Below are 26996 nucleotides of genomic sequence, written 5' to 3'. Positions count from 1 at the left end.
GCTCCGTCAGTTAAGTTAGTTTTTAAAGTTCTAGAGCTTGCTGGTAGGCAGCTACAAGTTCATGCGCAACCTTTTCAATAGTTCGCTCTTGTGCAACATCGAATCCGGCAGCAGTCTTATCGACTTTTCCCTCTAAAATCTCTTCAAGCTCCTGGACAAATCCGTCAATATCAGAGGCCATGCTGACGGATGAAGTATCCAACCAGCCTTTATAGACAGGTATATCCCGAATCAAAGCTTTTTGATGACTAGCCAAAGCTTCAAGCACTACAATGCCCTCGGTTTCTTCACGTGAAGGGAAAAAGAAACAATCGGCAGCGGTCATCGCCCCTTCAAAAACCTCCCCTTTTATATAGCCAGGGAACAAGACATTTTTGGGATGATTTTTTTTAACAATTCGCCGTACCCAGCCAGGGATGGTCCAAAGGTTTTGATAGCCAAACCAAATGAAAGTAACTTCAGGCATTCGCTCTGCAACTTTTACAAAATCATCAATCCCTTTACGTTTAAAGTAAAGACCGGCGGTAATAACCACTTTTTGATTACTTTTGAGATTAAAGTATTCTTGAAAAGCTTGCTCTTTTTCAAGAGAACGCTCATACTTTGCTAAATCAATTCCATTTGATATTGGTAAAATTGGACATTTGATTCCATAAGCACGAAGAAGGCTTGCAGAGTACTCAGTAGGTGTGATTACAAGATCTGCTGCGCGATAAAAGCGCATGAGATATTGTTTGAAAAAAGGTGCAACCAAATTAGACCCTACGAATGAATTACGAAAATCTTCTTTTGTAGAATGTCCATGAAAGACAACTTTCTTACCAGCTTTTTTGGCTTTTTTAAGCATTTTCCAGCTGCCAAATCCATAAGTATTCAAGTGGAGAATATCATAATCTTCTGAGGGATCTTTCGTCCAGTCCACTCCCATAAGATCCAATGCGCGTTGTTGATGTTTCATTGCTCGTCCAATTCCTGAATGACTCAGGAATTCTTCGGCTTCTAAGTAAAGTAAAATTTTCATGCTTAACTCATATTTTACCATAAAACAGATAAAGAGAAATGTAATACTTTCATTTTATTAAAATTTCAGACTTTAGACCTAAAAAAAGCCCACCTTAGGAGGGCCTTTTTTGTTGAGTAACTAGTTGCTTGACGAGCTTGAACTGTTGGTATCAAGTTCACTTGTTGTCTTGTCTAACTTAATATTAGCAGTATGTGATTTTCCGTCGCGATAATAAGTCACTTTGACAGTATCATTGACATTATGAGAATAAAGAGCACTTTGTAAATCGGTAGATGAAGTAACGGAAGTATCCCCAACCTTAGTAATTACATCCCCCGCTTTCAGGCCAGCTGTAGCAGCAGGCATACCTGATTGTACAGAATAAACCACGACCCCACCTGTGACACTACTTGGTAAGTTAAGTTGAGAGCTGTCATTAGTTGATAAGTCAGACAAATCAACCATTCGGATACCCAAGGCAGGGCGGGAAACTTTGCCATCGGATTCCAACTTATTAATAATATTTACTACATCATTAGAAGGGATAGCGAATCCCATGCCTTCGACACTTGTTGAGCCATCTTCTGTAGTTGTCAGTTTACTTTGGGTAATCCCAATTACTTGACCATCAATGTTGATAAGCGCTCCCCCAGAATTCCCTGGATTGATTGCTGCATCTGTTTGAATAGCATTTATATTAGTCGTTTGCCCATTCTCTTGAGAGAGAGTTACTTGGCGACTTGTGGCAGATAGTATCCCTTCTGTTGCGGTATTGGCAAATTGACTTCCTAGAGGTGAGCCGACTGCAATGGTTGGTTCACCCACTGTCAACTTGCTAGAATCTGCAAAAGTTGCTACATCTTTCACATGTTCTGAGCTAATTTTTAGTACAGCAAGGTCTGTATATTCATCGTAACCTACTACCTTAGCACTCACTTTTTGTCCGCCTGAGAGTAAGACATCCAGAGAATCATTGCTCGCAATAACGTGGTAGTTTGTTACCACATAGGCGGAGTCTCCATCTTTCTTGTAGATAACCCCGGAACCCTCACTTGCTAACTGAAGACTATCAGATGAGGCGCTTGAACTTTTATTGCCAAAAATAGAGCTGAAATCATCAGAACTGTTTTGCTTTTGATAATTCATGACGGATACAACAGAACCTGAAACTTTCTTGATTGCTGCTGTCACATCTGTACTGACGTTCACTGAAACATTGCTTACTTTTGTACTGGTTGTGTTACTTGAGCTTGTTCCATTTTGATTAGTGGTCGTTTGATAAATGGCACTACCTCCTAGAGCAATAGCACCTCCCACAACACCTGTCAAAAGCAATTTTCCTAGATTACCTTTAGCCATAAATCATTCCTTTCAATTCATCCTTTTTCTTGTTTTATTATAAGGTGATTATATCCATCTACACTTAATAATACCTTAATAGTTGTAAAAAAAGAAGTAAAATACTTTACTTTCCACATAATTGTGGATAAGTGTTTTTTGAATGGGTATAAGTGGATATAATGAGATGGTTTTCCACAGAAAAGTGGATAAAAGTGTAAAAATGTTGATAAATCTTGTTTTCATCTTGTTTTCACTTGAGGAAAAAGGTAAAATTATAGGGGGAAATTAAGTTAAAGTGATCGTTTTCTTAATTCTTCAGCAAAATATCCCCAGATTACTTGGGGAAAAATATTGTAATTTTATGCGAAAACATTCAACGCCAGTGGAAAATACGAGAAATATGAAAATTAAATTAATTGTTGTAGGGAAATTAAAAGAGAAGTATTTAAAAGAAGGAATCGGAGAATACTGTAAACGTATGAGTACGATGTTACCTTTGGAGCTCATAGAACTTTCAGATGAAAAAATTCCAGATCATGCTTCAGAAAAAGAGCAAGAGGCCGTTAAATATCGAGAAGGTCAAAAAATCCTTGCTCGTATACAAGAGGGGGATAAAGTGGTGGTTCTCTCTATTCAGGGTAAACTCATGTCTTCAGAAGAGCTTGCACTTCTTGTAAAAGAAGCCGAAGTTTATGGTACCAGAAATCTTGTATTCGTTATTGGAGGTTCTTTAGGCCTCTCCCAAGAAGTTTATCAACGCAGTGACATCCAAGTTTCTTTTGGGCGCATGACTTTACCACACCAATTGATGCGACTCGTGTTAGTGGAGCAAATATATCGTGCACAGATGATTAACAGGGGATCGGCATATCACAAATAGTGGGTAAAGGAGAAAAAATGATCGATATTGTTGAGCAATTTCGTGCTCATAGAGATGAGAGGATCGCAGAGGGACAAGCGGCTTATTTGCGACACCAATTTGAATTTATTGGATTAAAGACTCCTGAGCGTCGTGCACTTCAAAAAGAGTTTTTACGAGAAAAAAAGTTGGATGCTAAAGTAGATTGGCCTACAGTTTGGGCGCTTTGGTACCTACCTGAACGTGAGTTTCAATATCTAGCCCTAGACTATCTGCGAAAAATGAAAAAATATCTCCAAGCGTCTGACTTAGAAAAAATAAAAAAACTCGCCCTGAGTAAATCTTGGTGGGATACAGTCGATAGTTTGGATGAATTGGTAGGTTTTTTACTCCTTCAGGAAAGAAGTCAAGGGTTGCAAGAGAACACCAATGAAAAAAATGTGGTGAATTCAACGATCAGGGATTGGGCGACAGCGGAAAATTTTTGGGTACGGCGAATCGCAATTGATTGTCAGCTCGGTTTTAAAGAAAAGACGGATGAAGTGCTACTAGCGTTTGTGATTGGACAGAACTTAGCTGGCTCTACCTTTGAAAAAGAATTTTTTATCAATAAGGCTATAGGTTGGGCCTTGCGTGATTTCTCAAAAACAGATCCACGATGGGTAGCACATTTCATTGATAATAATCGCGCTCAAATGAGTAATCTTTCTATTCGTGAAGGAAGTAAATATCTCAAAAGCTCAATTTGACAGAGCTTTCAAACTATGCTAAAATGAAAACAATCTTCAAAATTGAACTTAAATTTGAATAAAACTTAAAAGGAGACAGAAATGTCAGGCTTATCTCTTATTTTTATCGTTATTGTGATGGGTGGGATGATGTTCTTCATGAACCGCCAACAAAAGAAACAACAAGCGAAACGTCAAGAACAATTAGATGCAATGCAACCTGGTTCAGAAATTGTAACCATTGGTGGTTTACATGGTGTGCTTTCAAGTATTGATACAGCTAAAGGAACAATCGAACTTGATTGTGAAGGGGTCATCCTTACTTTTGATCGTGCTGCTGTAAAAACGATTAAAAGTGGTGTTACACCAGTTTCAACAGTAGAAACACCAGCAGAACCTACTGTTGAAAGTCCAATTGAAGAAAATTAATTAACTTTTCCTAGGTGCTGAATGTAATTCAATTCGGCATGAAGTTCCATTTTTGAACTTACAGATCTGTCAGTTGATTTTCAAACTGGTACAATTAAGATGATTCTTACAAAAACCTGTCAGTTTGCTGATAGGTTTTTTCTTTGAGTGGACAAGAATTGTGAAAGTCTAAATCTTAGAAAAAAGTTTTTCACTTTCCAGGAAAGATTGGAAAGTATGAGGGAAAGTCAATGCACAGATTAGACTCTTCAGGTAATATGAAAGAAAGTCTAGTCTGATGAGTAGAAAATTTGAGCTACAATTCTCTCTTGAAATATGGTAGAATAGGAATATTAATACTGTCTTTTCCCGAAAATCAAGCGTTGATAATCTTTTTGGAAGAGAAAAAACAGTTTCAGGTGGCTTACTTTCTATAATCTAAAAGTAAAAAGAAGTTCACTCCAAAACATATGGGTGATTATAGAAAGGAGTCAGCTCCTGATAAGTTCCCTTGTGAGGTACTATGTTTAATAACTTAAAAAATAAAGAACAAGAAGCAGCACTGCCCGAGCATGTTGGTGTCATTATGGATGGTAATGGACGCTGGGCGAAAGCTCAAGGTAAACCACGTATTTTTGGTCATAAATCAGGAATGGATGCTCTGAAAAAAGTAGCTGTTCATGGAGCAAGACGAGGTCTAAAGGTAATGACAGTCTATGCCTTCTCCACTGAAAATTGGGCTCGTCCCGTTGATGAAGTCAAATTCATCATGAGCCTTCCCATCGATTTTTATGGAAAATATATGCCAACACTCAAGGCAGAAAATATCCAAATTCGTATGATTGGTGAGCGTGAAGGTATGCCAAAGGCAACTTTAGCTTCAATTGATCAAGCTGCAGAGGAGACAGCAGAAAATACAGGAATGATTTTAAACTTTGCGATGAATTATGGTGGCCGTCGTGATATTATTTTAGGGGTACAAAAATTAGCACGTGCAGGAGTTGATTTGACAACTTTATCTGAGGAGGAGTTGTCAGATCAGCTTCAAACAGCAATTTTACCCAAAGCACTCCGAGATCCTGATTTAATTATCCGAACTTCGGGTGAACAACGTATGTCCAATTTTTTAACTTGGCAGGCCGCTTATAGTGAATTGTATTTTGCAGATACGGCTTGGCCGGATTTTGATGAAGCTGAACTTGATAAAGCAATCTCGGTCTTTCAAAAACGGGAACGCAGATATGGAGGATTGAAATAATGATGCAACGGATTATTACGGGAGTGATTGCAGGAGGAATTTTCCTTGCCTTACTCTTACTTGGAGGATTATATTTTCAGATACTAATAGCCCTCCTAGTCATTATCGCTATGCACGAACTTTTTCGTATGTATAAGTTACAGTTACTGTCATTTGAAGGGATTTTGGCGACTTTAGCAGCACTATCGCTTGCTCTTCCTGTTGGTAAAGATTGGTTGGGACTTAACGTTGATGGCGGAATGATGTTGTTTACACTCTTTCTTTTCGCGATGCTTACAGGTATGGTCTTTTCAAATGGGAAGTATTCATTTGTTGATGCAGGTTTTCCTTTCATCTCGGCCTTCTACGTAGGTATTGGTTTTCAAAATCTGCTTACCGCACGTGAAAGTAGTGTCTACATTGTTTTCTTAGCGCTTTTTATTGTTTGGGCGACAGATATTGGTGCTTATGCTTTTGGTCGGACTTTGAAAGAGAAATTTCCTCAAAGACTTCTCCCTTCCGTTTCGCCTAATAAAACAGTGATCGGCTCATTGGGAGGAATCTTTTCAGCAGTAGTTGTCGCTCTTATTATGTACTTCTTGTTCACCAAAGAAATGCCTGAAATTGGCTATCTCAAACTTACTTTGTTTACCGTAATTTTTTCTATTGTAGGTCAAATCGGAGATCTTGTAGAATCAAGTATCAAACGTCATTTTGGTGTCAAGGACTCTGGTAAGTTATTGCCTGGTCATGGTGGTATTTTGGATCGCTTTGATAATCTGATTTTCGTTTTCCCAATTATGCATTTACTAGGACTGTTCTAATTTTTAAGGAGGAAGTCAGTTGATAGAAACTTTGGTTACTTTTATTATCATTTTCGGTATCATAGTTGCCATTCATGAGTATGGGCACCTTTGGTGGGCCAAGCGTGCAGGTATTTTAGTGCGTGAGTATGCGATTGGAATGGGACCAAAAATCTTTGCACATCAAGCAAAAGACGGAACCCTCTACACCATCCGAATTCTCCCTCTGGGAGGCTATGTTCGCTTAGCGGGTTGGGGTGATGATAAAACGGAAATTAAAAAGGGACAAGCTGCGAGTCTTGCTGTCAGTATAAAAGAAAAGCAACATCCCGCTGATACACCGGTCAGTGAAAACGTGTCTTCTGATACACAGAGCAGTGAGGAGGTTACGCGAATTAACCTTTCTGAACGTGTGGAGCTTGATCAGGCTGTTCCCATGCTCATCACAGATTATGATTTTGAAGAATCGCTGTTCATCGAAGGCGAAGTATTTGGAGAAATCAAGCGCTATCCTGTAAATCATGATGCTACTATTATTGAAGAAGATGGGACGGAGGTGCGTATTGCTCCGCTTGATGTTCAATATCAATCGGCAGGTGTCTTTCATAAAATGCTTACCAACTTTGGTGGGCCACTCAATAATTTTATTTTAGGAATTATTGCCTTTATTGTCTTAACTTTTGTCCAAGGAGGAGTCCCTTCACCAACCAATGCTATTGGTCAGGTTGAAAAAGGGACCCCAGCCTACCAAGCAGGTCTAAAAGCTGGCGACAAAATCGAAGCAGTGAATGGAACAAAAACTGCAAACTGGAATGAGGTGGTTACAGAAATCTCAGGTTCAGAAGGTAAAAAACTTGATTTGGCGATTGAGCGAAAAGGTTCGAGTCAATCCATCAGCGTGACCCCTCAAAAAATAGACGGGACCTATCGTGTTGGGATTATGCAAACGGTCAAAACGGGAGTGGTGGATAAAATAACAGGTGGTTTCGTTCAAGCTGGACGCGCAGCAACTGCTATTTTCCAAGCACTTGGGAACCTGCTCGCACGACCGAGCCTTGACAAATTAGGAGGACCCGTTGCAATTTACCAACTGAGTGGCGAAGCTGCTCGTGCAGGACTTCCTTCTATCATCTATCTTTTAGGCATGCTTTCAATTAACTTGGGTATTGTTAACCTTTTTCCCATTCCCGTATTGGATGGAGGAAAGATTGTCCTGAATATTATTGAAGCAATCCGAGGCAAGGCGTTGTCGCAGGAGAAAGAGTCTATTATTACCCTTGTAGGTGTCGTTTTTATGGCAGTGCTCTTTATAGCGGTCACTTGGAATGATATTCTCCGTGCCTTTGTCCATTAAACTTTCAAACCTCTTTTGAAATTAAAGAAGTCAAACCATATCGTAAAGGAAATTTTTTATTATGAAACAATCAAAAATGCTTATCCCAACTCTTCGGGAAATGCCCTCTGATGCACAAGTTATCAGTCATGCGCTTTTAATGCGTGCCGGCTATGTTCGTCAAGTTTCGGCAGGTATCTATGCCTATCTGCCTTTGGCGAATCGTGTACTTGAAAAATTAAAAAATATCATGCGAGAAGAGTTTGAAGAAATTGGGGCAGTAGAACTCTTAGCTCCAACATTATTAACCGCAGATTTGTGGCGCGAATCTGGACGTTATGACACTTATGGTGAAGATCTCTACAAATTGAAAAATCGTGATAGCTCTGATTTTATCTTGGGTCCAACTCATGAAGAAACCATGACAGCGCTCGTTCGTGACGAAATCACGTCATACAAAAAACTCCCTTTGAATGTCTATCAGATTGCGACAAAATATCGTGATGAAAAACGTCCACGTTATGGTTTGCTCCGTGGTCGTGAATTCATTATGAAAGATGGTTATAGTTTCCACGCAGATCAAGATTCACTTGATGAAACTTATCAGGATTATAAAAAAGCATATGAAAAAATCTTTGAACGTGCTGGCTTAACTTTTAAACCTATTATCGGTGATGGTGGAGCCATGGGTGGAAAAGATAGCCAAGAATTTATGGCTATTACAGATGATCGTACAGATCTTGAAAAATGGCTCGTCTTGAGTAAAAATATCACTTCAATCGATGAAATTCCTGAATCTGTTTTGGCTGATATTAAAGAAGAACTGGGGAAATGGTTAGTTGCAGGTGAAGATACAATCGTCTATGCAGACGGTGGCGATTACGCAGCTAACCTTGAAATGGCAACGAGTCAGTTTGACCCTAAAGCGGCATACACCGAAGAGTTAGAGCTTGAAAAAGTTGCAACTCCAGATGCTAAAACGATTGACGAAGTTGCTGAATTTCTTAAGGTGGACCAATCTCAAACAATTAAAACATTAGTTTTTCGCGCAGATGATGAGTTAGTAGTAGTTTTATTGCATGGTAATGATCAACTTAATGAAGTTAAATTGACCAATTATCTTGGTGCAGACTTAGTCGAAGCAGCAAGTGAGGCGGATGTTGAGGCTGCCTTTGGGGTTCATTTTGGTTCATTAGGTCCAGTTGGTCTAAAAGAGGTGCGTATCATAGCTGATCGCGAAGTCGAATTAGTTAAGAATGCCATCGTAGGTGCAAATGAAGATGGTTTCCACTACAAAAATGTTAATATCGGCCGCGACTTTGAAGTGTCTGAATTTGTAGATTTACGTACCGTTAACGAGGGTGAAGTTTCCCCAGACGGTCGGGGAACTTTAAAATTTGCTCGTGGGATTGAAATTGGTCACATCTTCAAGCTAGGTACTCGTTACTCAGAAGCAATGAACGCCAATGTTTTAGATGCCAATGGGCGTGCTATCCCAATGATCATGGGATGTTATGGGATTGGGGTTAGTCGCTTGCTTTCAGCTATCTTAGAACAGTTTGCACGAATCTATGTGGAAAAAACACCAAAGGAAGAATACAAATTTAGCTGGTCTATCAATTTCCCTAAAGAACTCGCGCCGTTTGATATCCACTTGGTACCCGTGAATATTAAGGATGAAACAGCTATGGCCCTTACGGCAGAGCTTGAAACGAAACTTCGTGCAAAAGGCTATCAAGTCCTAGTAGATGATCGTAATGAGCGGGCAGGTGTTAAATTTGCAGATAGCGATTTGATTGGTTTACCAGTCCGTGTTACCATCGGTAAAAAAGCTGCTGAAGGTATCGTTGAAGTGAAAATCCGTGCTACAGGTGAAGTTGTGGAGATCAATAAAGATGAATTGGTCAACACCATCGAGATTTTGAATCAAAACTAAAAAATCCATACTTTTATAGCTACTGACAGCCTTGTCAGCAGCTTTTTTTGTTGGATGAGCGCTAAAAAGTAAACTGCTCTAAGCCTCAAATTATGATATAATGGTCAATGAACGCTGATTTCAAAATGGAGTTAAGTGGTCTAATTTTGGACATCAAGACTTCCAGTTTTTTCAGCATTACAAGGGTTATAACTCTTCAAATAATAAAAAGAAAAGGGCGATATATTTCATGGCAAATCTGTTTGAAAAATTGATGGATCAAATCAATCTTCCGCCACATCTGCGCAATTCTGAACAATTTATGCAGGCTGAAATTGAAAATGTCGAAGTGCATACTGCAAGTAAACTTTGGCGTTTTTACTTAATTTTTGACAAAATTTTGCCAATCGAAACTTATAAGTTACTGACAGAGCTGTCAGCGACTGCTTTTGCAACTATTGCTCGTACAGAAGTTGTAATCAAGCCCCGCGATAATGCTTTTGATGAAGACTTATTAAATGATTATTATCAGTATGCGCTGACACTGCCTGAACTATCTGAATCGGCATTTTCTAGTATTTTTAAAAAATATCATTTGGAAAAACGTGGCGTCCAACTCAATCTCTTGGTTGAAGACAATCCGCGGATGGATTGGTTTGTTCAGAAATATTTTCCAGTATTAGAAGAAAAGTTTGCTGACTTTGGTTTTGGAAAATTAACGTTGCGCCCTGTGGTTGATGAACAACTGACCGCATCGCAAGCAGCTGCGCATGCTGAAAAAGTTGCTGCAAGACTCGCAGCCCAAACTGCAGAGCAAGCTCAGGTATCAGAACTAAAAAAACAACGCACTCAAGAGCAAGAGACCAAACATACGCGTGAGCCTAAAGCCGAATTTGTGGAAACTGCTTTGGATGATGGAGTGGCTTTTGGACGAAAAATCAGTGGACAAAGTCCCATCACCAGTATGTCTTTTATAGCAGGTGAAGGTTCTGGAGTTATATTTGAAGGTGTGGTTTTTGAAGCGGCTCATCGTGAATTTACAGGGAAAGAATCTGGCAAAACGAACCACATTCTTGAAATGAAATTGGCAGATGAGACTTCTACTTTTATGGTTTCTAAGTGGGGGCGCAAAGAAGAAGAAATCGCACAATTTGATCATATTGTCCAAGCGGTAAAAGCGCAAACCGAGCGGATGTTTACTGATGAGTCGGTCAGCTGGGCTGAGCTCTTAGCAGAAGGGTTGTGGTTGCGTGTTCAAGGTAATATTGAGCATGATAAATACAAAGATGACTTGGTAATGACGGCCAATGCAGTTGTTGAGATCAAACCTAAGCCAACGGCAGATCGAGTGGCACTCCAAATCAAGGCTGTCAAATCAGATAAAATCCAACTTGGACGAGAAATTAAAAATAACGAACCAGTAACACCCATGCGTTCGGTTAGTGAATTTTCAACTAACGGACCGGTTGTTTTTGAAGGTTATGTTTTTAAAGGGGAATTGCGAGAAATAAAATCCCGTAAAACGGGGAATACCAGCTATTTGTTAGAATTTGAAATGACGGATTATACCTCTAGCTTTTATGTCCAAAAATGGGTACGCGGTGATGAAGAAATCAATCTTGCTAAACAAATTAAACCAGGATTGTGGTGCCGTGTACGTGGAACAGTCCAACGTGATACTTTTAAAAATGATTTGGTCTTGCAGCTGAGTGATCTAATCGAAATTCCTACGCAAAATGTGCGAGAGGATAAATCTGATGAAAAACGGGTGGAATTCCACGCGCACACTAATATGAGCCAGATGGATGCTATTCCCTCAGCTTCCAGTTTGGTAGCTCAGGCCGCTAAGTGGGGACATAAAGCTATTGCTATTACTGACCATGGGGGCTTGCAATCCTTCCCAGAAGCTCACGCTGCAGGAAAAAAACATGGGGTCAAAATTATCTATGGTGTTGAAGCCAATCTCGTTGAAGATAAAATTCCTATTGTTTACAACGAGGCCGATGTGGATATGTACGAATCAACTTATGTGGTCTTTGACGTAGAAACTACAGGCTTGTCAGCTGTCAACAATGACTTGATACAGATTGCGGCCACTAAGATGCATAAAGGTAACCCTATTGATGAGTTTGATGAATTCATTAATCCAGGTTATCATTTGAGTGAATTTACTACAGAATTGACCGGTATTACGGATGAGCATCTCAAAAACGCAAAACCACTCTATGAAGTTTTAACACGTTTCCAAAAATTCTGTGAGGGTACAATACTTGTAGCCCACAATGCTACTTTTGATGTGGGCTTTATGAATATGAATTATTCCCGTAATGGTCTGCCTCTCATTACGCAGCCCGTCGTGGATACATTAGAATTTGCTCGCAATCTTTATCCTGAAATGAAACGTTTTGGACTTGGTCAACTGACTAAAAAATTTCAAATCGGACTGGAACATCACCATATGGCCAACTTTGATGCGGAGGCTACTGGTCGACTCCTCTTTGTCTTCTTAGAGGAACTCCGCACGCGAAATACTGGTTGGCGTAGCCTTTTGGAACTTAATGACAAGCTGGTCAGTGAAGATTCCTACAAAAAAGTGCGCCCTAAACACGTGACATTGTATGCAAGAACGCAAGAAGGGTTAAAAAATCTCTTTAAGATTGTCAGCTATGGTAACGTTCGTTATTATTCAGGTGTGCCTCGTGTACCACGTTCTGTTTTACAAGAAAATCGGGCAGGACTCCTCGTGGGTTCGGCCTGTGAAGTAGGCGAGGTCTTTGATGCAATCACAAACAAGACTTTTGAAGAAACATTAGAAATTGCGAAATTCTATGATTTTATCGAGGTATTCCCGCCAGCGCTCTACCGTGCTTTAGTGGTGGGAGGTTCTTTCAAATCTGAAAAAGAATTAGAACAAACTCTCAAAGATTTAATCAAGGTCGGAAAAGCATTGGGTAAGCCTGTGCTCGCTACAGGAAACTTACATTATCTTAATCCAGAGGATGCCATTTATCGTGAAATTATTGTGCGTTCATTAGGGCTCGGTGCCGAAATCAACTGGACTCAAGGTCATGGTGAACATGCCAAGCCTCTGCCCCTGCCAGAAGCACATTTTCGAACAACTGATGAAATGTTAGAAGCTTTTAGCTTTTTAGGAGAAAAACTTGCCCGTGAAATTGTTATTGAGAACACGAACAAATTAGCAGATGAGTTTGAAACACTAACACCAGTGCGTGATGATTTGTATACGCCAAAGATGGTATTTGATGGTGGAGAGACTTCCGAGGAGCGCATTGTTCGCTTAACCTATGAAAAAGCGCATGAGTGGTATGGAAATCCCTTGCCAGATTTGATTGATGCCCGACTTGAAAAAGAATTACGTTCGATTTTGGGGAATGGCTTCTCCGTGGTTTATATCATTTCCCAAGAATTGGTTAAGCGTTCTAATGATCGTGGTTATATCGTTGGATCGCGGGGATCGGTCGGATCGAGCCTAGTTGCTACGATGATTGGGATTACTGAGGTAAATCCATTAGCACCACATTATCGTTGTCCAGAGTGTCAATATTTTGAAGCATTTGAAGATGGTACTTATGGATCAGGCTATGATATGCCTGATAAAGACTGCCCGACATGCAATCATAAATTGATTAAGGACGGTCACGATATTCCATTTGAGACTTTCCTAGGCTTTAAAGGAGATAAGGTTCCCGATATTGACTTGAACTTTTCTGGGGATGATCAACCCTTTGCTCACTTGGATGTACGGGATATCTTCGGGGAAGACTATGCTTTTCGGGCGGGTACCATTGGTACAGTTGCTGAAAAGACCGCTTTTGGTTTTGTCAAAGGCTATGAGCGAGATTATGACCAATACTATGGGAATGCTGAGATTGATCGTTTAGCCGCAGGTTCCACTGGAGTTAAGCGAACAACAGGACAGCACCCCGGTGGGATTATCGTTATTCCTAACTACATGGATGTCTATGATTTTTCTCCGGTCCAATACCCTGCTGATGATGTAACGGCAGAATGGCAAACCACTCACTTTGATTTCCATGCCATTCATGACAATATCTTAAAACTTGATATCCTTGGGCATGATGATCCCACAATGATCCGGAAGCTACAAAGTTTATCAGGTATTGTTCCACAGGATATCCCTATGGATGATCCGGGAGTTATGAAACTATTTAGTGGGACAGAATCTCTCGGCGTTACAGAGGAGCAACTCGGCGTAAAACTTGGGACGTTAGGAATTCCTGAAATGGGGACCTTTACTTCCATGAATATGATTGCAGAGGCTAAGCCAAAAACTTTTGCTGATCTACTCCAAATTTCCGGACTATCACATGGTACGGATGTCTGGTCGGGAAATGCTCAAGATTTGATTCGCTCCGGAATTGCAGATTTATCAAGCGTAATCGGTTGTCGTGATGACATTATGGTTTATTTGATTCATGCAGGCCTGGATAATTCAATGGCCTTCAATATCATGGAACGTGTCCGTAAAGGAATGTGGAGTAAGATTTCTGCCGAAGAGCGGGAGAAATATGTTACAGAAATGCGCGCTCATGATGTACCAGAGTGGTATATTGAATCTTGCTCAAAAATTAAATATATGTTTCCGAAAGCCCATGCCGCTGCCTATATTATGATGGCTCTGCGTGTGGCCTACTTCAAAGTCCACTATCCTATTTATTATTATTGTGCTTGGTTCTCAATACGAGCAACAGCTTTTGATATTGGAGTAATGGGTGCAGGCCTTGAAGCGGTTAAAGCTAAAATGAAAGAGATTAAAGACAAAGGTTTTGAAGCTACAAATGTAGAAACTAACCTTTATACAACTTTGGAGCTCTGTAATGAAATGCTCGAGCGCGGTTTCACTTTTGGGAAAATAGATCTCTATCGCTCAGAAGCCACAGAATTTGTTATTGATGGCGATACGTTGATCCCTCCTTTTGTTACAATGGATGGCTTGGGAGAAAATGTCGCTAAACAGATTGTAGCTGCGCGTGCAGAAGGTGAATTTTTAAGTAAGATGGAGCTCAGAAAACGGGGAGGCGTTTCTCAGACTATCATTGAAAACATGACCAACATGGGAATATTAGAAGGAATGCCTGATGATAACCAACTCAGTTTATTTGAAGATTTCTTTTAAAAAAGCATTGGATGAAAATCCAGTGCTTTTTTATTTTAAAGCTTCAGGAAGATACTTGGTGACATTGCCTATAAAAAAACGTATAAAGGGATATGATACAAGAAAAAGCAAAAAGCATTATCAAACAAGCTGTTGAAAGAGGTGTGACAGACCTCTATTTACAAGGGAGTTTGACGCATTATGACTTATACTTTAGAAATTTAAATTCTAAAGTATTTACAGAGGAGTTAGCTCTAGAAACAGGCTTGGCACTGATTGCTCATTTTAAGTTTTGTGCTGGGATGAATGTGGGAGAAAAACGGCGAACACAGTTAGGTGCTTGTTGGTACCAATTTGGAACGGAATCAAGACGGCTACGCCTCTCTTCTGTAGGTGACTTCGAAGGAAATGAATCGCTAGTGATTAGATTTTTACATGAGCCTAAAGAGCAACTTGAATTCTGGTTTGAAGCTGAAAAACTTTTCAAACAGATGAATTTTAGGCGGGGATTATATCTTTTTGCTGGACCTGTAGGGTCTGGTAAAACATCCCTGATGACTAATTGGGCTAATCGTGCTTTTGATAGTGGACAGGTAATGACTGTGGAAGATCCTGTAGAAATTGTTGTATCAAAATTTGTACAATTGCAAGTCAACGATTTAATAGGCAATGATTATGAAGCATTAATCAAGCTTTCCCTGCGTCACCGTCCTGATCTTTTGATTGTAGGAGAAATCCGTGATGAAAAAACAGCACGGGCAGTTCTTCGAGCGAGTTTAACAGGATATACAGTTTTTTCGACAATTCATGCCCCCTCAATATCAGCTGTCTGGACACGCCTCTTAGAATTTGGTATTTCAGAATGGGAATTAAAAAGTTGTCTGCAAGCAGTTGTTTATCAACGTTTAATAAATGGAAAAGGGATGGTGGAAATTGCAAAAGAAGGCTTTGAACACTGGTCACAAGAGAAATGGAATTGGCAGATTGAAGAATTGGTTACACAAGGAGCTCTTGACAGAGATGAAGGTGAGCGGGAAAAAATTGCCCCTTCCCAAACAGGTGAAACTCATCCAACTCATGGGAAATCTATTGAATAATGGTTTTCATCTGGGTGAAGTAGTGGACTTTCTGGAGCGCTCTGGACTGGTTGAAAGAAATTTTGTAGCAAAGATGCGCCACGGGCTTGCTGCGGGAAGGAACCTAGCGACTATCTTAGACGAATTGCATTTTTCTAAGTCCGTCGTAACGCAAATTGCTTTAGCAGAGGTCCATGGTGATCTCTCTGGAACTTTAGTGCTGATTGAAAGAAATATTCGAAAGCACTTAACAATTCGAAAAAAGCTATTGGCATTATCAATCTATCCTGTGATGTTGCTGGTATTTCTTACAGGAATTATATTTGGCCTCAGAAGCTACTTACTGCCGCAAATTTCTGGAGATGAGGGAGGGTGGAGGGGCAATTTTGCTACCCTTCTTATTAATCATCTCCCAGAACTAATTGGAGGAGGAGTCCTTACTCTTTTGTGTTTGACAATCCTTAGCATGCTTTTTTTTAAAAAGCAAACAAGCTTGTTAAAGTACAGCATATTAGTACGTATTCCCTTACTTGCAGATGCAGTAAGATTATATTTAACGGGTTATTTTGCGCATGAGTGGGGAAATTTGATTGCCCAAGGCGTGGACTTGCGTAATATTTTTGAACTGATGAGCACGCAAAAAAGTCAGATTTTCAGTGAAGTAGGAAGCTACCTTGCGAATGGATTAGTAGGAGGATTGAGTTTTAGTGACTTGATAGCTGGCCTTGAGTTTTTTCAACCAGAACTTCATTTAATGATTGAATATGGGGAAATAAAGAATAAATTAGGAATTGAGCTCGAAATTTATGGAGATGAATGTTGGGAACAATTTTTTGTGAAAATTGAGCGTATGATGCATTGGATTCAACCCATTGTCTTCCTTTTTGTTGCATTAATGATTGTTCTTTTGTATGTGGCAATGCTTCTTCCGATTTATGCAAACATGGGAAATGGATTATAGAAGAAGGAGAAAAATGATTAAAAAAATGATAAAAATTTGTGTTAATAATAAAAAATCAGTAAAGCTAGAACGCGGAACTGTCCGGGCTTTTACCCTGATTGAAATGCTCATTGTTTTAGCGATTATTAGTATCTTAATCTTGCTCTTTGTTCCTAATCTCATTAAAGAAAAAGCTCAAGTACAAAAAACAGGTGAGGCAGCAGTTGTTAAAGTCGTGGAAAGTCAAGCACAACTCTATGAGTTAGACCATGATGATATTCCTACTCTTACTACGTTGATGTCAGCTAAGCTTATTAGTGAGAAGCAAAAAGAAAGTTATGATGATTATTATGCTCAAAATAAAGATGAAAAGAGAGCTTTGGACGATTAGAGGATTTACATTGTTAGAAACTCTTATCGTATTATCAGTTACTGTTTTGATTACACTTACGTTTTCAATTAATCTTGAGAGCACCCTTCACCGCGTAAAAGGAGAGCTATTTATTTTACGTTTTGAACATTTTTATAAGATAACACAGGAAGATGCGGCTTTATTCGCAGAGAAAGAGAGTATCTCTGTGAAGAATAAGAGACTTTATTGGGAAAAGGAGTACATAGATTTGCCTCAAGAGGTTGACTGTGGCACTTTTCTAATTACTTTTGACGAAAAGGGAGAAAACTCAAGTTTACAAAAAGTGAGTTTTTATCTCCCCGAGGAGAAAAAAACAATTATTTATCAACTGGAGCTAGGAAGTGGAAAATTTAAAAAAGAAGTCAGTTAGAGCTTATTTACTCTTAGAAAGTTTAATAACGCTGGGTTTGCTGGGTATCTTAGTCACAAGTGTTTTGACAGAAGTTGTGAAGAGTCGTCAACAACTGCAAGAGGATAATCAACAGATTGAAGCATTGAATGTTGCGAAGATGGCATTAAACAGTCGCCTGACGGAGTTATCAGTAAATGGTGCTTCAATTAAAGTTGAACAAACTGATGACCAAATTTCTATAACAAATAGGGGAAAGGAGCTTTTAGAACTTGAGAGGACACCGCATTAGAGCTTTTACATTATTAGAATGTTTGATTGCCTTGCTTGTCTTATCTGGATCGATTTTAGTTATTAACGGCTTAACAAATCTTTTGCATCAGCAACTTATGAGTGTTCAAGTAGAGCAAACGAAAGACTGGCAGATTTTCTGTGAGCAAATGTATGCTGAACTTGATGGCGCAAGCTTCGACAAGGTAGAGGGTAATTTTTTATATGTGACCAAGAATGCTAAAAAGCTTCGCTTTGGCTTAATAGGAGATGATTTTCGTAAAACATCGGCACAAGGAACTGGTTACCAGCCTATGCTTTTTGGAATAAAAGATGTAAAAATAGAACAGGAACAAGGACTTATAAAAATGACAATTTTATTTGAAAAAGAAGGAGGTCGGACATTCGTTTACAGATTTATAAATATCAACTGAGGGGTGGAATTCTGCTTTATGCTCTTGTGCTTTCTCTCATATTTGGTTTAGTTTTACAGTTTTACCTCCAAGAACAACTTGCAGTTAAAAAACAAATGTTTAGGCAAAAAGATCGGTTAACAGCTGAGCTTATGGTTCTCTTGATTCAAAAAAATCTACCTAAAAAAAATCAAACAGTATATTTTAAACAGGGACAGGTAACTTATCAGATTACGTCAGCACCTTCAGAACATGTAGCAGTTACTGACCAGACGGTCAGTAATAGTGAAGGTTCTTATATTGTTCATTTGAATGATGGGAGCGACTTTATAATTAAAAAGTAAAAAATAATGTTAACCAGTTGACATTATTTTTAATTTGGGATATAATTAACCAGTAAACTAACGTGGAGGTAAAAAAAGATGGCTCTAGCAACTAAAATCGATGAATTTTTAGGAACAATTATGCATTTTGCCGAAAATAAACATGAAATACTGCTTGGTGAATGTGAAAGTCATTTAAAGTTAACGAGTACGCAAGAACATATTTTGATGCTTTTAGCCGATGAAGTTTCAACAAATGCTAGGATTGCCGAAAAGTTAAAAATTTCACCTGCAGCTGTGACAAAAGCGCTGAAAAAATTGCAGGAACAAGAACTCATTCAATCAAGTCGAGCAGCAAATGACGAACGTGTGGTTCTCTGGAGTTTGACCGAAAAAGCAATTCCTATAGCGGATGAGCATGCTGAACATCATCAAAAGACGCTTGCAACTTATCAAGCGCTGGGAGATGAATTTACAAAAGATGAACAAGAAGTGGTTGAGCGTTTCTTGAAGGCCTTGTCAGACGAACTGACAGGGAGCAAGAAACTCTAACGGAGGAAGATTTTAATGAAAAAGTTGTTATTGTTATTGGCTATCCCAGCTGTTTTAATCCTTGGTGGTTGCACAAAATCGGCGAGTAAGCCAGAAGTGGTCACTACCTTTGAACCCATGTATGAATTTACCAAAGCCATCGTCGGTGATAAGGTAAAGGTGGAAAATATTGTGCCTGCTAATCAAGAAGTGCACGAGTTTGAACCGAGTGCTAAACAAGTCGCAACTATGACAAATGCACAGGCACTAATTTATAACTCGGCTGACCTTGAAAAATGGGCACTTAAAGTAAAAAACGATGGGGTTAAAATTGAAGCCAGCAAAGACGTGGATAAGATTGAAGGGGATCCTCATACTTGGATTAGTCCAAAACAAGCGATTGTTGAGGTTAATACAATTGCCGAAGCTTTAGGTAAAGCCTTCCCAGATGATAAAGCAACCTTTGAAAAAAATGCAGCTAATTATGTGGCAAAACTTAAAAAATTAGATGCTGAGTTTGACACGCTAAAAGATGCGAAACAAAAAACATTTATTACACAGCACGAAGCTTTTGCTTATCTTGCTCGGGATTACGGAATGAATGAAATTGCTATTGCAGGGTTGGATCCCGAAGTTGAACCCTCGGCAGCGACACTAGCGAAATTGAAGGGAGAGATGGAAAAAGCTGGACTTAAAAATGTTTACTTCGAAGGCAATGCCAACAGTAAAATTGCAGAAACTCTTGCTAAATCAGTCGGTGCTAACCTGATTGGAATCAATACTGTTGAAGGAATTTCTGATGCCCAGAAGAAAGAGGGTGCGACATATTTGACCCTTATGGAAGAAAATTTAAAGGCGTTACAACAAACCATCAAGTGAGTTTAAGGAAAAATTAGGAAGGGCGTTCTATAATGGAGTCCTTCCTAAAAAATCTTTTCCTATAACTCCTTGAAACTCTCGTTCTTTTTGGACGGGAGTTTCATTTTTAGCAAAAAAAGGCTGCAACTTTTACTGACAGCTCTGTCAGTAAGATGATCACAGTACTTCAAACGCTTGAGTAATCGAAAATAATATTAAAAGAGAAAAAATGAGATATATTGACGTTAAAAATCTGACTTTCTACTATGATCGGGAGCCAGTACTAGAAAATATTAGTTATCATGTGGACTCTGGTGAGTTTGTCACATTAACTGGCGAGAATGGAGCAGCTAAGTCGACGCTCATAAAAACGACCCTTGGTATTTTACACCCTAAGCAAGGGAGTGTTCTGCTTTCTGACAAAAATACACGAGGAGAAAAACTGCGAATGGCCTACCTTCCTCAGCAAGTGGCTAGCTTTAATGCAGGGTTTCCCAGCTCGGTCTATGAATTTGTCATGAGTGGTCGTTATCCCCGACGGGGCTGGTTTAAAAAAATGGGAACCCATGATGCAGAACACGTCCAAACCGCTTTAGAAGCTGTGGGAATGTGGTCCTATCGTTCTAAGCGAATTGGAGAGCTATCAGGAGGTCAAAAACAAAGAGTGGCTATTGCCAGAATGTTTGCCAGCGATCCCGATTTGTTTATCTTGGATGAACCAACCACTGGGATGGATGATATCTCTAGCAGTGATTTCTATCAACTGATGCATCATGCAGCACATACTCATGGAAAAGCAGTATTAATGGTGACACATGATCCTGAAGAAGTAAAAGATTTTGCGGATCGCAACATCCATCTTCTAAAAGATGAAAACGGGAAGTTTGCTTGTTTTGATTTGCATACTGAACGTGAACAACAAGTCCTCCAGCAAGAAGAGATATCAGAGGAGGTAAGTAATGTTTGAGTTACTCCAGTATGATTTTATGCGTAACGCACTTTTAGCAGCGACAGCAATCTCTATTTTTTCGCCTCTGCTAGGAGTTTTCCTGGTTTTACGTCGCCAAAGTTTAATGTCAGATACCTTATCACATGTTTCTTTGGCAGGGGTAGCATTTGGTGTGCTATTGAGTTGGAATCCAACCTTAACTACGCTTATTACAGTTGTAATTGCGGCTGTATTTTTAGAGTATTTACGGACGATTTATCATAATTATATGGAGATTGCTACTGCAATCTTGATGTCGGCAGGTCTTGCGATTGCCCTTTTGATTTTAAATTCTTCTAAGGGGGCAACTAGTGTCAGTTTAGAGCAATATTTATTTGGTTCAATTATCACGATTTCGCAAGCTCAAGTCATATTGTTATTTACCTTAGCAGTAGTAGTTTTAATCGGGTTTGTGCTTTTCTTACGGCCTCTTTATGTGATGACTTTTGATGAGGACACAGCCTTTGTTGATGGATTACCAGTTCGCTGGATTTCAATCGCTTTTAATATTGTGACTGGGATAGCAATTGCCTTGATGATACCAGCTGCTGGTGCTTTATTAGTTTCGGCGATTATGGTGTTGCCCGCTTCAATCGCAATGCGTTTAGGTAAATCCTTCAAGTCTGTATTGCTTATTTCCGTTCTTATTAGTTTCATCGGCTTAAATAGTGGATTAATTGCTTCTTATTACATGGATGCCCCAGCTTCGGCTGCAATTACCTTGATCTTCATCGTTTTGTTCTTATTAACTTCGAGTGTAAAAAAGTTAGTAAGAAGATAAGCACTTCTTTCTTTGAAGAGTAGAGGGTGCGATGTGGAAAGCTATCTAAAAAAAGACCTTTAGAAAGGTCTTTTTTGTGCAGAAAAATCAGGTAAATTTTCAGAAAAAGTTTGACTGTCAACTGATATTTTGATGTGTTGGTCGGTAAAGGGGTGCTTAAAATAGAGTTCTTGCGCGTGCAGCATGAGTCGATTATTTCTCGTTCCTCCATAAAGGACGTCTCCAACAATAGGGTGTCCTAGATGAGTAAGATGTACCCTGATTTGGTGTGTACGACCTGTGTCCAAAAGGCACCGAATAAGTGTTGACTGGGGAAAACGTTGTAACACCTCAACGTGTGTAATCGCTTCTTGACCGCCTTTAGCTACAATACGCCTACTCTTATCGTGACGGTCATTTCCAATGGGTTGATTGATAATAAATTGTTCTTTTGGAAAATGACCTTTGACCAAGGCAAGGTATTGACGATGAATTTTATTTTTCTCGAACAGTTGTCCTAAGAGTGGTAAAACAAATTGATTTTTCGCAAATAAAACGAGACCTGAGGTGGCTTGGTCTAAGCGGTGCACGACATAGACAGGCTGTTTCAGTGCAGCGGCCACATGATTTTGCAACGCCAACTCGTCCTTTGAATTACCATGCGTTTTCATCTGTTCTGGTTTATTAGCGATGACGAGGTGTTCATCTTCGTAAAGAATTTCAGCTTGCTTAGCGTCACCAAAGGGGACGTTCAATTCAGGAAAATCCTCATGATCAAACAGGAGGGTGATTTGCTGGCTGGCACTGACCCTATAATTGTCGTTGACTGGTTCGCCATTAACTAAGATATGTCTTTTCATGCGTAGAAAATGCCGTTGCTTACGTGGGATAAACCAAGTTTCTGCCAACAAATGCGAAATACTTTGTTCTTTAAAATTTTTTGGTAAAATGAAGTTAAATTCCATAGTCACATTGTAACACAAAGCAATTTTTGATAAAATAAGCAGAATAAAAAAGAAGGTGAGCTATTCTGACATAATTGTAAGCCCCAAGTACGAAGAATTGTAGTAAAATAAAGTATTGAATACTTTATCAAAAGAATACAAAGTAAATATCTGAGGAAAAAGAAATGCCTGAAAATAATAATTTCAGTCGGCGTAGTAAAAAAGAAACGAAAAAGCGTCTCAAAGTTCCACAATTACGTCCGAAAAAAACAAAAAAGAATGATGAAGAGGTTGAAAAACCAGCCAAAACAAAATTCGCCAAGTTTATGCGACCTATCAAACGTTTTTGGAAAAAATATAATTTAACAAAAATCACCATTATCCTTGTACTACTAGCAGTCGTAGCGACAGGGTCTTACCTATTTTATTTAGCTAAAACAGCTAATGTTAAAGTTTTACAAAGTTCAATTTCTGCTCAAACGACTATTTACGACAAAGAGGGCGAGGTGGCAGGAAATCTTTACGGACAAAAAGGGACACCTGTAAAAATTGATCAAATTTCTAAAAACATCACTGAAGCAGTTGTCGCAACGGAGGATCGTACCTTCTATGAAAATCACGGGGTTAATCTCAAACGTTTTACTTTAGCAATTGTTACATTGGGCCGTTTTGGTGGTGGCTCTACAATCACTCAGCAGTTGGCTAAAAATGCTTATTTGACTCAGGAACAGACAATTGACCGTAAAGCAAGGGAGTTTTTCCTAGCTTTAGAGATTAATAAGCATTACAGTAAAGATGAAATACTTGATATGTACCTCAATAATTCTTACTTCGGGAATGGGGTATGGGGAATTCAAGATGCTGCTTTAAAATATTTTGGTGTTCCAGCAAGTGAAGTTACTGTTGATGAAGCGGCGAGTCTTGCGGGAATGCTAAAAGGTCCCGAAATATATAATCCGCTTTATGAAGATGGAAAATATGCTACGGATCGGCGGGATACGGTACTCCAAAACATGGTCAATGCAGGCTATCTTAAACAAAATGAGGCGGATACTTACATGAAAGTGGACTTGCAGTCGCAAGTTCAGGATAATTATAATCCAGAAGATAGCTCTTACAAATACCCAAGTTACTATAACGCAGTGATTTCCGAAGCGGAGAGCAAATACGGGCTCTCGTTACAGGAAATCATGAATAACGGCTATAAGATTTATACGGGCATGGATCAAAACATGCAAGCTGGCTTGCAAAAAACTTATGCAGATCCGAGCTTCTTCCCCCAAGCGGCAGATGGCACCTATGCGCAATCTGCCTCTGTGGCTATTGATCCCAAGACGGGAGCTGTGAATGCCTTGGTCGGAAATGTTAATACAGAAGGCTCAAACAGCTTTACTGATTTTAATTACGCAACAATGGCGAAGCGCTCCCCTGGTTCAGTCATTAAACCTTTAATTGTTTATGCTCCAGCCATTGAAGCTGGGTGGGCGATTAATAAAACAGTGGATGATTCACCTGCCGATTACAATGGGTGGAAACCAACTGATTTTGATAATCAGTGGCGAGGGCAAATCCCAATGTATACGGCACTTGCTAATTCATACAATATTCCAGCCATCAATACTTATCAAGAAATTGGACCGAAAGTCGGAAATGCTCTGGGACGTGAATTTGGCTTAAAATTGACTAGTAAAAATGATGTATTGCCTACAGCACTTGGTGCAGGAGTGGAAACGAATCCTTGGCAAATTGCGCAAGCCTATCAAGCTTTTGCAAATGATGGGGTGATGTACGACGCCCATCTTATCACTAAAATTGAGAATGCAGCGGGGCAAGTGGTCAAAACTGCAAATGTCACTAAAAAACAAGTCATCAGTAAAGATACTGCGGATAAAATGACCCAAATGATGTTGGGGACTTACACTAACGGTTCAGCTTGGAATGCGGCTCCTAAGAGTTATACCTTAGCTGGTAAGACAGGAACAAACGAAGACCAAGACCAATGGGTAGTTGGCTATACTCCTGATGTAGTAATGGCTCTATGGGTGGGCTATGCAGATGGTAAGAATAAACTGACTGGCTCATCAGAAGGTCAAACTTCGGTCATTTTCCGTCAAGAAGCCAGTTATATGCTTCCTTATACCAAAGGTACAGCCTTTACCGTCGAAAACCCCTATGCGCAAGCCGGAGTGGCAGCGCAACAACCTTATTGGACTCAGCAACGTCAATACCAAGACGATATTGTCACGCAAGAGCAATCGGAAGCTAATACCACTGGTAATACACCTGAGAGCAGCAGTAGTGATACTTCCGCTTCTTCCTCAGATTCAGGCGGTTTTGATCTTGGGAAAACTGCAAAAGATATCGGTGATGCAGCAAAAAATGCATGGGATAAATTTACCAATCTCTTTGGAAATTGAAGCTCAAAAAAGTTTTGAAAAGTATGTTAAAATAAGAAAAGAAGGCCATTTTTTACTGACGGGTTTGTCAGTAAAGGGAGGAGTGGTCTGTGAAAATAAAAAGGAACATTAGAGAAGAGTAGAGGGAAAATGAAGCGCTATATCACGGGATTCAATGGTTTACGGACGATTGGAGTTTTAACAGTCATCCTTTATCACCTTTGGCCTAAGGTCATCCAAGGTGGTTTTCTTGGTGTTGTCTTATTCTTTGTGCTTTCTGGTTATCTGGTGACCGATTCCTTACTTCGAGAGTATGAAAAGCATAAGAAGATTAATCTTTTTAAATTTTGGGGGCGCCGCCTCAAGCGGATTTATCCTCTTTTGATTGTGGTGTTTTTGCTGGTTACCCCTTACATCCTTTTGTTTCAAAGAAACCTTTGGGCAGGGCTTCGCTCGGAGTTTCTTTCAGCAATATTTTCCGTACAAAACTGGTGGCAAATCTCACAAGGTAGTTCTTATTTTGCCAATATAGCCGGGGCCTCGCCTTTTAAACACATCTACTACTTAGCAATCGAAGGTCAGTTTTTCTTGATTTGGCCTTTGGTACTCCTTGCGCTCTTAAAAGTTGTGAAAAAACGGGGACGGTGCTTTATCATTGCTAATGCCTTAGCTTTAGCCTCAGCAGTTCTGATGATGATGTTATATGTGCCGGGTGCAGATCCTACTCGTGTATATTATGGTACAGACACACGTTTGTTCAGTCTTATGATGGGGGCAAGTTTAGCATTTGTATGGCCTTTAAATAAGCTATCTCAAAAGATTAATAAACGTGGGGTCAAAATGGGATGGCAAATGACCCTTGCGATCTCAGTCTTGTTACTAGTTGCTTATCTTTTTATGCCTGCCCAAGGTGCAATTACTTATTACGGCGGCATGTGGGTAGTTAGTTTGCTGAGTATGGTACTGATTGCGCTGGTAGCTCATCCGGGATTTCCTGCCAATCGCCTATTTTCCAATCGGCTTTTTGATTACATTGGCTCGCGTTCCTATGGAATCTATCTCTGGCAACTTCCTGTCTTTGCATTAGCAGAGGCCAAAGTTCTGGAACCGACCGCTTGGTATAACGTGATTTGGCAAGTGGCCATCATTTTACTCCTGACGGAGTTGTCCTATCGCTTTATTGAGCAGCCCGCACAGAAGTTTGATTATAGTAATATTTTGGGAAACCTCCAAAGTTTTATCCGAGAAAAAGGTTGGAAACTTCGCAAGAACCTCGCACCAATGCTATTAACGGGCATGATTGTTGTAATACTTGGTTTCATTATTTTCTCGCCAGCCTCTCCTCATGATCAACGCCTTATTGAAGCGCGCATAATGGCTCAACAAGAGGCGCTTCAAAAGGAGAAATTGGATCAAGCCAATAAAAAAGTACCCCTGTCACTTAAAGCCATTGCTTCAAAATATGGTATTGAACCTGTAGTTGCAGAAAAAGCCAATAGTATGAAGGTGATTGCCTTGGGAGATTCTGTCATGGTAGCTGGTTCGACAGCTTTACAAGAAGTCTTTCCGCATATGGTCATTGATGCGGCCGTGGGCCGTCAGCCTAGTTCAGTTACAGAAGAAATAAAAAATCTTAAAGCGCAAGAACCAGATGCACAAGCGCTCTTGATTGGACTGGGCACCAATGGGACGATTAAGGCTGAGGATGTGGAAGCAGCCTTGAAAGCGGCGGGAGATTTGCCGGTTTATTGGATTAATGTTCAAGCGGATCGAGTTTGGGAAACAGCAAATAATAAATTGCTTAAACAAATGGCTAAAAAAGACAAGCAACTCAAAATTATAGATTGGCATAAAGCCTCTGCCGGTAAAAGTTCATGGTTTTATAGTGATAATATCCATCCTAAAGGAGCGGGTGAAGTCAATTATGCTAGCCTAGTAGCGAATCATCTGACCGGCTTTGAAGATTAGAAAT

23 protein-coding genes and 2 pseudogenes are annotated in these 26996 nt (G+C 39.7%); 22 read left to right on the top strand and 3 right to left on the bottom strand.

All coding sequences use genetic code 11. From position 1 onward, the window contains the following. Positions 1-22: 22 nt before the first annotated feature. Both JKP71_RS07700 and JKP71_RS07695 read right to left on the bottom strand, forming a co-directional pair. Entirely contained in the window at positions 23-1021 is a 999-nt protein-coding gene (locus JKP71_RS07700; protein WP_075525579.1) for an LTA glycolipid anchor biosynthesis glycosyltransferase, IagA/BgsA family, read from the bottom strand. 120 nt (positions 1022-1141) lie between these two features. Next, positions 1142-2362, bottom strand: a complete 1221-nt coding sequence (locus JKP71_RS07695) for a S1C family serine protease (protein ID WP_200407587.1) — start codon at positions 2360-2362, stop codon at positions 1142-1144. Between the two features lie 382 nt (positions 2363-2744). Here JKP71_RS07695 and rlmH point away from each other — a divergent pair, with 382 nt between their 5' ends. The 20 genes and pseudogenes from rlmH to JKP71_RS07600 all read left to right on the top strand — a co-directional run bounded on the left by rlmH (position 2745) and on the right by JKP71_RS07600 (position 21705). Next, the gene (rlmH, locus tag JKP71_RS07690) at positions 2745-3224 is read left to right on the top strand and encodes a 23S rRNA (pseudouridine(1915)-N(3))-methyltransferase RlmH (RefSeq protein WP_200407586.1); all 480 of its coding nucleotides are present in this window, start codon (positions 2745-2747) and stop codon (positions 3222-3224) included. 17 nt (positions 3225-3241) lie between these two features. Continuing rightward, on the top strand, positions 3242-3952 hold the full coding sequence (locus JKP71_RS07685) for a DNA alkylation repair protein (RefSeq protein WP_200407585.1): 711 nt from the start codon (positions 3242-3244) through the stop codon (positions 3950-3952). 81 nt (positions 3953-4033) lie between these two features. Further along, entirely contained in the window at positions 4034-4360 is a 327-nt protein-coding gene (gene yajC / locus JKP71_RS07680; RefSeq protein WP_200407584.1) for a preprotein translocase subunit YajC, read from the top strand. A 502-nt stretch (positions 4361-4862) separates the two neighbouring features. Continuing rightward, the gene (gene uppS, locus JKP71_RS07675; protein WP_200407583.1) at positions 4863-5597 is read left to right on the top strand and encodes an undecaprenyl pyrophosphate synthase; all 735 of its coding nucleotides are present in this window, start codon (positions 4863-4865) and stop codon (positions 5595-5597) included. Then, entirely contained in the window at positions 5597-6400 is an 804-nt protein-coding gene (locus JKP71_RS07670; RefSeq protein ID WP_200407582.1) for a phosphatidate cytidylyltransferase, read from the top strand. Before uppS ends, JKP71_RS07670 begins: the two co-directional genes overlap by 1 nt. Before the next feature lie 19 nt (positions 6401-6419). Beyond that, entirely contained in the window at positions 6420-7733 is a 1314-nt protein-coding gene (rseP, locus tag JKP71_RS07665; protein ID WP_200407581.1) for an RIP metalloprotease RseP, read from the top strand. Positions 7734-7794: 61 nt separating this feature from the next. Further along, positions 7795-9648 (top strand): proline--tRNA ligase, encoded by a 1854-nt coding sequence (locus JKP71_RS07660; RefSeq protein WP_200407580.1) that lies wholly within the window; start codon positions 7795-7797, stop codon positions 9646-9648. A gap of 229 nt (positions 9649-9877) precedes the next feature. After that, a pseudogene (locus JKP71_RS09655) lies at positions 9878-10477 on the top strand (PolC-type DNA polymerase III N-terminal domain-containing protein); the annotation flags it as partial. Positions 10478-10954: 477 nt separating this feature from the next. After that, positions 10955-14785 (top strand): annotated as a pseudogene (locus JKP71_RS07655) (PolC-type DNA polymerase III); the annotation flags it as partial. A 92-nt stretch (positions 14786-14877) separates the two neighbouring features. Continuing rightward, complete coding sequence (gene comGA, locus JKP71_RS07650; RefSeq protein WP_075525588.1) at positions 14878-15861, top strand: competence type IV pilus ATPase ComGA; 984 nt, start codon at positions 14878-14880, stop codon at positions 15859-15861. Further along, on the top strand, positions 15785-16801 hold the full coding sequence (comGB, locus tag JKP71_RS07645; protein WP_200407593.1) for a competence type IV pilus assembly protein ComGB: 1017 nt from the start codon (positions 15785-15787) through the stop codon (positions 16799-16801). The genes comGA and comGB overlap by 77 nt, the downstream gene beginning before the upstream one ends. A 25-nt stretch (positions 16802-16826) precedes the next feature. Continuing rightward, positions 16827-17171 carry a competence type IV pilus major pilin ComGC gene (gene comGC / locus JKP71_RS07640; RefSeq protein ID WP_234446118.1) on the top strand — a complete coding sequence of 115 codons (345 nt, stop codon included), beginning with the start codon at positions 16827-16829 and terminating at the stop codon, positions 17169-17171. Next, positions 17119-17562 carry a competence type IV pilus minor pilin ComGD gene (gene comGD / locus JKP71_RS07635; RefSeq protein ID WP_234446117.1) on the top strand — a complete coding sequence of 148 codons (444 nt, stop codon included), beginning with the start codon at positions 17119-17121 and terminating at the stop codon, positions 17560-17562. Before comGC ends, comGD begins: the two co-directional genes overlap by 53 nt. Next, positions 17534-17833: a competence type IV pilus minor pilin ComGE gene (comGE, locus tag JKP71_RS07630; RefSeq protein ID WP_075525590.1), complete on the top strand. Its 300-nt coding sequence runs from the start codon at positions 17534-17536 to the stop codon at positions 17831-17833. The genes comGD and comGE overlap by 29 nt, the downstream gene beginning before the upstream one ends. Beyond that, positions 17814-18245: a competence type IV pilus minor pilin ComGF gene (gene comGF, locus JKP71_RS07625; RefSeq protein WP_075525591.1), complete on the top strand. Its 432-nt coding sequence runs from the start codon at positions 17814-17816 to the stop codon at positions 18243-18245. Before comGE ends, comGF begins: the two co-directional genes overlap by 20 nt. 26 nt (positions 18246-18271) lie before the next feature. After that, a complete protein-coding gene (comGG, locus tag JKP71_RS07620) occupies positions 18272-18568 on the top strand; it encodes a competence type IV pilus minor pilin ComGG (protein WP_267905518.1) in 297 nt (98 codons plus the stop codon). A 78-nt stretch (positions 18569-18646) separates the two neighbouring features. Continuing rightward, entirely contained in the window at positions 18647-19099 is a 453-nt protein-coding gene (locus JKP71_RS07615) for a zinc-dependent MarR family transcriptional regulator (protein ID WP_200407576.1), read from the top strand. Between the two features lie 15 nt (positions 19100-19114). Continuing rightward, positions 19115-19957 (top strand): metal ABC transporter solute-binding protein, Zn/Mn family, encoded by an 843-nt coding sequence (locus JKP71_RS07610; protein WP_200407575.1) that lies wholly within the window; start codon positions 19115-19117, stop codon positions 19955-19957. A gap of 208 nt (positions 19958-20165) precedes the next feature. After that, on the top strand, positions 20166-20903 hold the full coding sequence (locus JKP71_RS07605; RefSeq protein WP_200407574.1) for a metal ABC transporter ATP-binding protein: 738 nt from the start codon (positions 20166-20168) through the stop codon (positions 20901-20903). Beyond that, positions 20896-21705, top strand: coding sequence for a metal ABC transporter permease (locus JKP71_RS07600; protein WP_200407573.1), 810 nt, complete (start codon positions 20896-20898; stop codon positions 21703-21705). The genes JKP71_RS07605 and JKP71_RS07600 overlap by 8 nt, the downstream gene beginning before the upstream one ends. Before the next feature lie 59 nt (positions 21706-21764). Here JKP71_RS07600 and JKP71_RS07595 read toward each other — a convergent pair whose 3' ends face one another. Continuing rightward, positions 21765-22649, bottom strand: coding sequence for an RluA family pseudouridine synthase (locus JKP71_RS07595; protein ID WP_075525597.1), 885 nt, complete (start codon positions 22647-22649; stop codon positions 21765-21767). A 164-nt stretch (positions 22650-22813) separates the two neighbouring features. Here JKP71_RS07595 and JKP71_RS07590 point away from each other — a divergent pair, with 164 nt between their 5' ends. Continuing rightward, positions 22814-25045: a PBP1A family penicillin-binding protein gene (locus tag JKP71_RS07590; protein ID WP_075525598.1), complete on the top strand. Its 2232-nt coding sequence runs from the start codon at positions 22814-22816 to the stop codon at positions 25043-25045. Positions 25046-25174: 129 nt separating this feature from the next. Then, complete coding sequence (locus tag JKP71_RS07585) at positions 25175-26992, top strand: acyltransferase family protein (protein WP_200407572.1); 1818 nt, start codon at positions 25175-25177, stop codon at positions 26990-26992. The last annotated feature ends 4 nt before the right edge of the window (positions 26993-26996 follow it).

The sequence above is a fragment of the Lactococcus taiwanensis genome (assembly GCF_014905395.1).
Lineage (GTDB): Bacteria > Bacillota > Bacilli > Lactobacillales > Streptococcaceae > Lactococcus > Lactococcus taiwanensis.
Note: the sequence above shows the minus strand (reverse complement) of the source record. Positions and strands in the feature narration are given on the sequence as shown.

What these genes read in the sequence shown, in the direction of transcription:
- JKP71_RS07600 (WP_200407573.1), top strand. Translation starts at nt 20,896, where the DNA reads ATGTTTGAGTTACTCCAGTATGATTTTATGCGTAACGCACTTTTAGCA.
- JKP71_RS07605 (WP_200407574.1), top strand. Translation starts at nt 20,166, where the DNA reads ATGAGATATATTGACGTTAAAAATCTGACTTTCTACTATGATCGGGAG.
- JKP71_RS07670 (WP_200407582.1), top strand. Translation starts at nt 5,597, where the DNA reads ATGATGCAACGGATTATTACGGGAGTGATTGCAGGAGGAATTTTCCTT.
- JKP71_RS07585 (WP_200407572.1), top strand. Translation starts at nt 25,175, where the DNA reads ATGAAGCGCTATATCACGGGATTCAATGGTTTACGGACGATTGGAGTT.
- rlmH (WP_200407586.1), top strand. Translation starts at nt 2,745, where the DNA reads ATGAAAATTAAATTAATTGTTGTAGGGAAATTAAAAGAGAAGTATTTA.
- JKP71_RS07700 (WP_075525579.1), bottom strand. Translation starts at nt 1,021, where the DNA reads ATGAAAATTTTACTTTACTTAGAAGCCGAAGAATTCCTGAGTCATTCA.
- JKP71_RS07685 (WP_200407585.1), top strand. Translation starts at nt 3,242, where the DNA reads ATGATCGATATTGTTGAGCAATTTCGTGCTCATAGAGATGAGAGGATC.
- comGD (WP_234446117.1), top strand. Translation starts at nt 17,119, where the DNA reads ATGATGATTATTATGCTCAAAATAAAGATGAAAAGAGAGCTTTGGACG.
- comGA (WP_075525588.1), top strand. Translation starts at nt 14,878, where the DNA reads ATGATACAAGAAAAAGCAAAAAGCATTATCAAACAAGCTGTTGAAAGA.
- JKP71_RS07595 (WP_075525597.1), bottom strand. Translation starts at nt 22,649, where the DNA reads ATGGAATTTAACTTCATTTTACCAAAAAATTTTAAAGAACAAAGTATT.
- yajC (WP_200407584.1), top strand. Translation starts at nt 4,034, where the DNA reads ATGTCAGGCTTATCTCTTATTTTTATCGTTATTGTGATGGGTGGGATG.
- JKP71_RS07660 (WP_200407580.1), top strand. Translation starts at nt 7,795, where the DNA reads ATGAAACAATCAAAAATGCTTATCCCAACTCTTCGGGAAATGCCCTCT.
- JKP71_RS07610 (WP_200407575.1), top strand. Translation starts at nt 19,115, where the DNA reads ATGAAAAAGTTGTTATTGTTATTGGCTATCCCAGCTGTTTTAATCCTT.
- comGC (WP_234446118.1), top strand. Translation starts at nt 16,827, where the DNA reads ATGATAAAAATTTGTGTTAATAATAAAAAATCAGTAAAGCTAGAACGC.
- comGB (WP_200407593.1), top strand. Translation starts at nt 15,785, where the DNA reads ATGAAGGTGAGCGGGAAAAAATTGCCCCTTCCCAAACAGGTGAAACTC.
- JKP71_RS07590 (WP_075525598.1), top strand. Translation starts at nt 22,814, where the DNA reads ATGCCTGAAAATAATAATTTCAGTCGGCGTAGTAAAAAAGAAACGAAA.
- JKP71_RS07615 (WP_200407576.1), top strand. Translation starts at nt 18,647, where the DNA reads ATGGCTCTAGCAACTAAAATCGATGAATTTTTAGGAACAATTATGCAT.
- uppS (WP_200407583.1), top strand. Translation starts at nt 4,863, where the DNA reads ATGTTTAATAACTTAAAAAATAAAGAACAAGAAGCAGCACTGCCCGAG.
- JKP71_RS07695 (WP_200407587.1), bottom strand. Translation starts at nt 2,362, where the DNA reads ATGGCTAAAGGTAATCTAGGAAAATTGCTTTTGACAGGTGTTGTGGGA.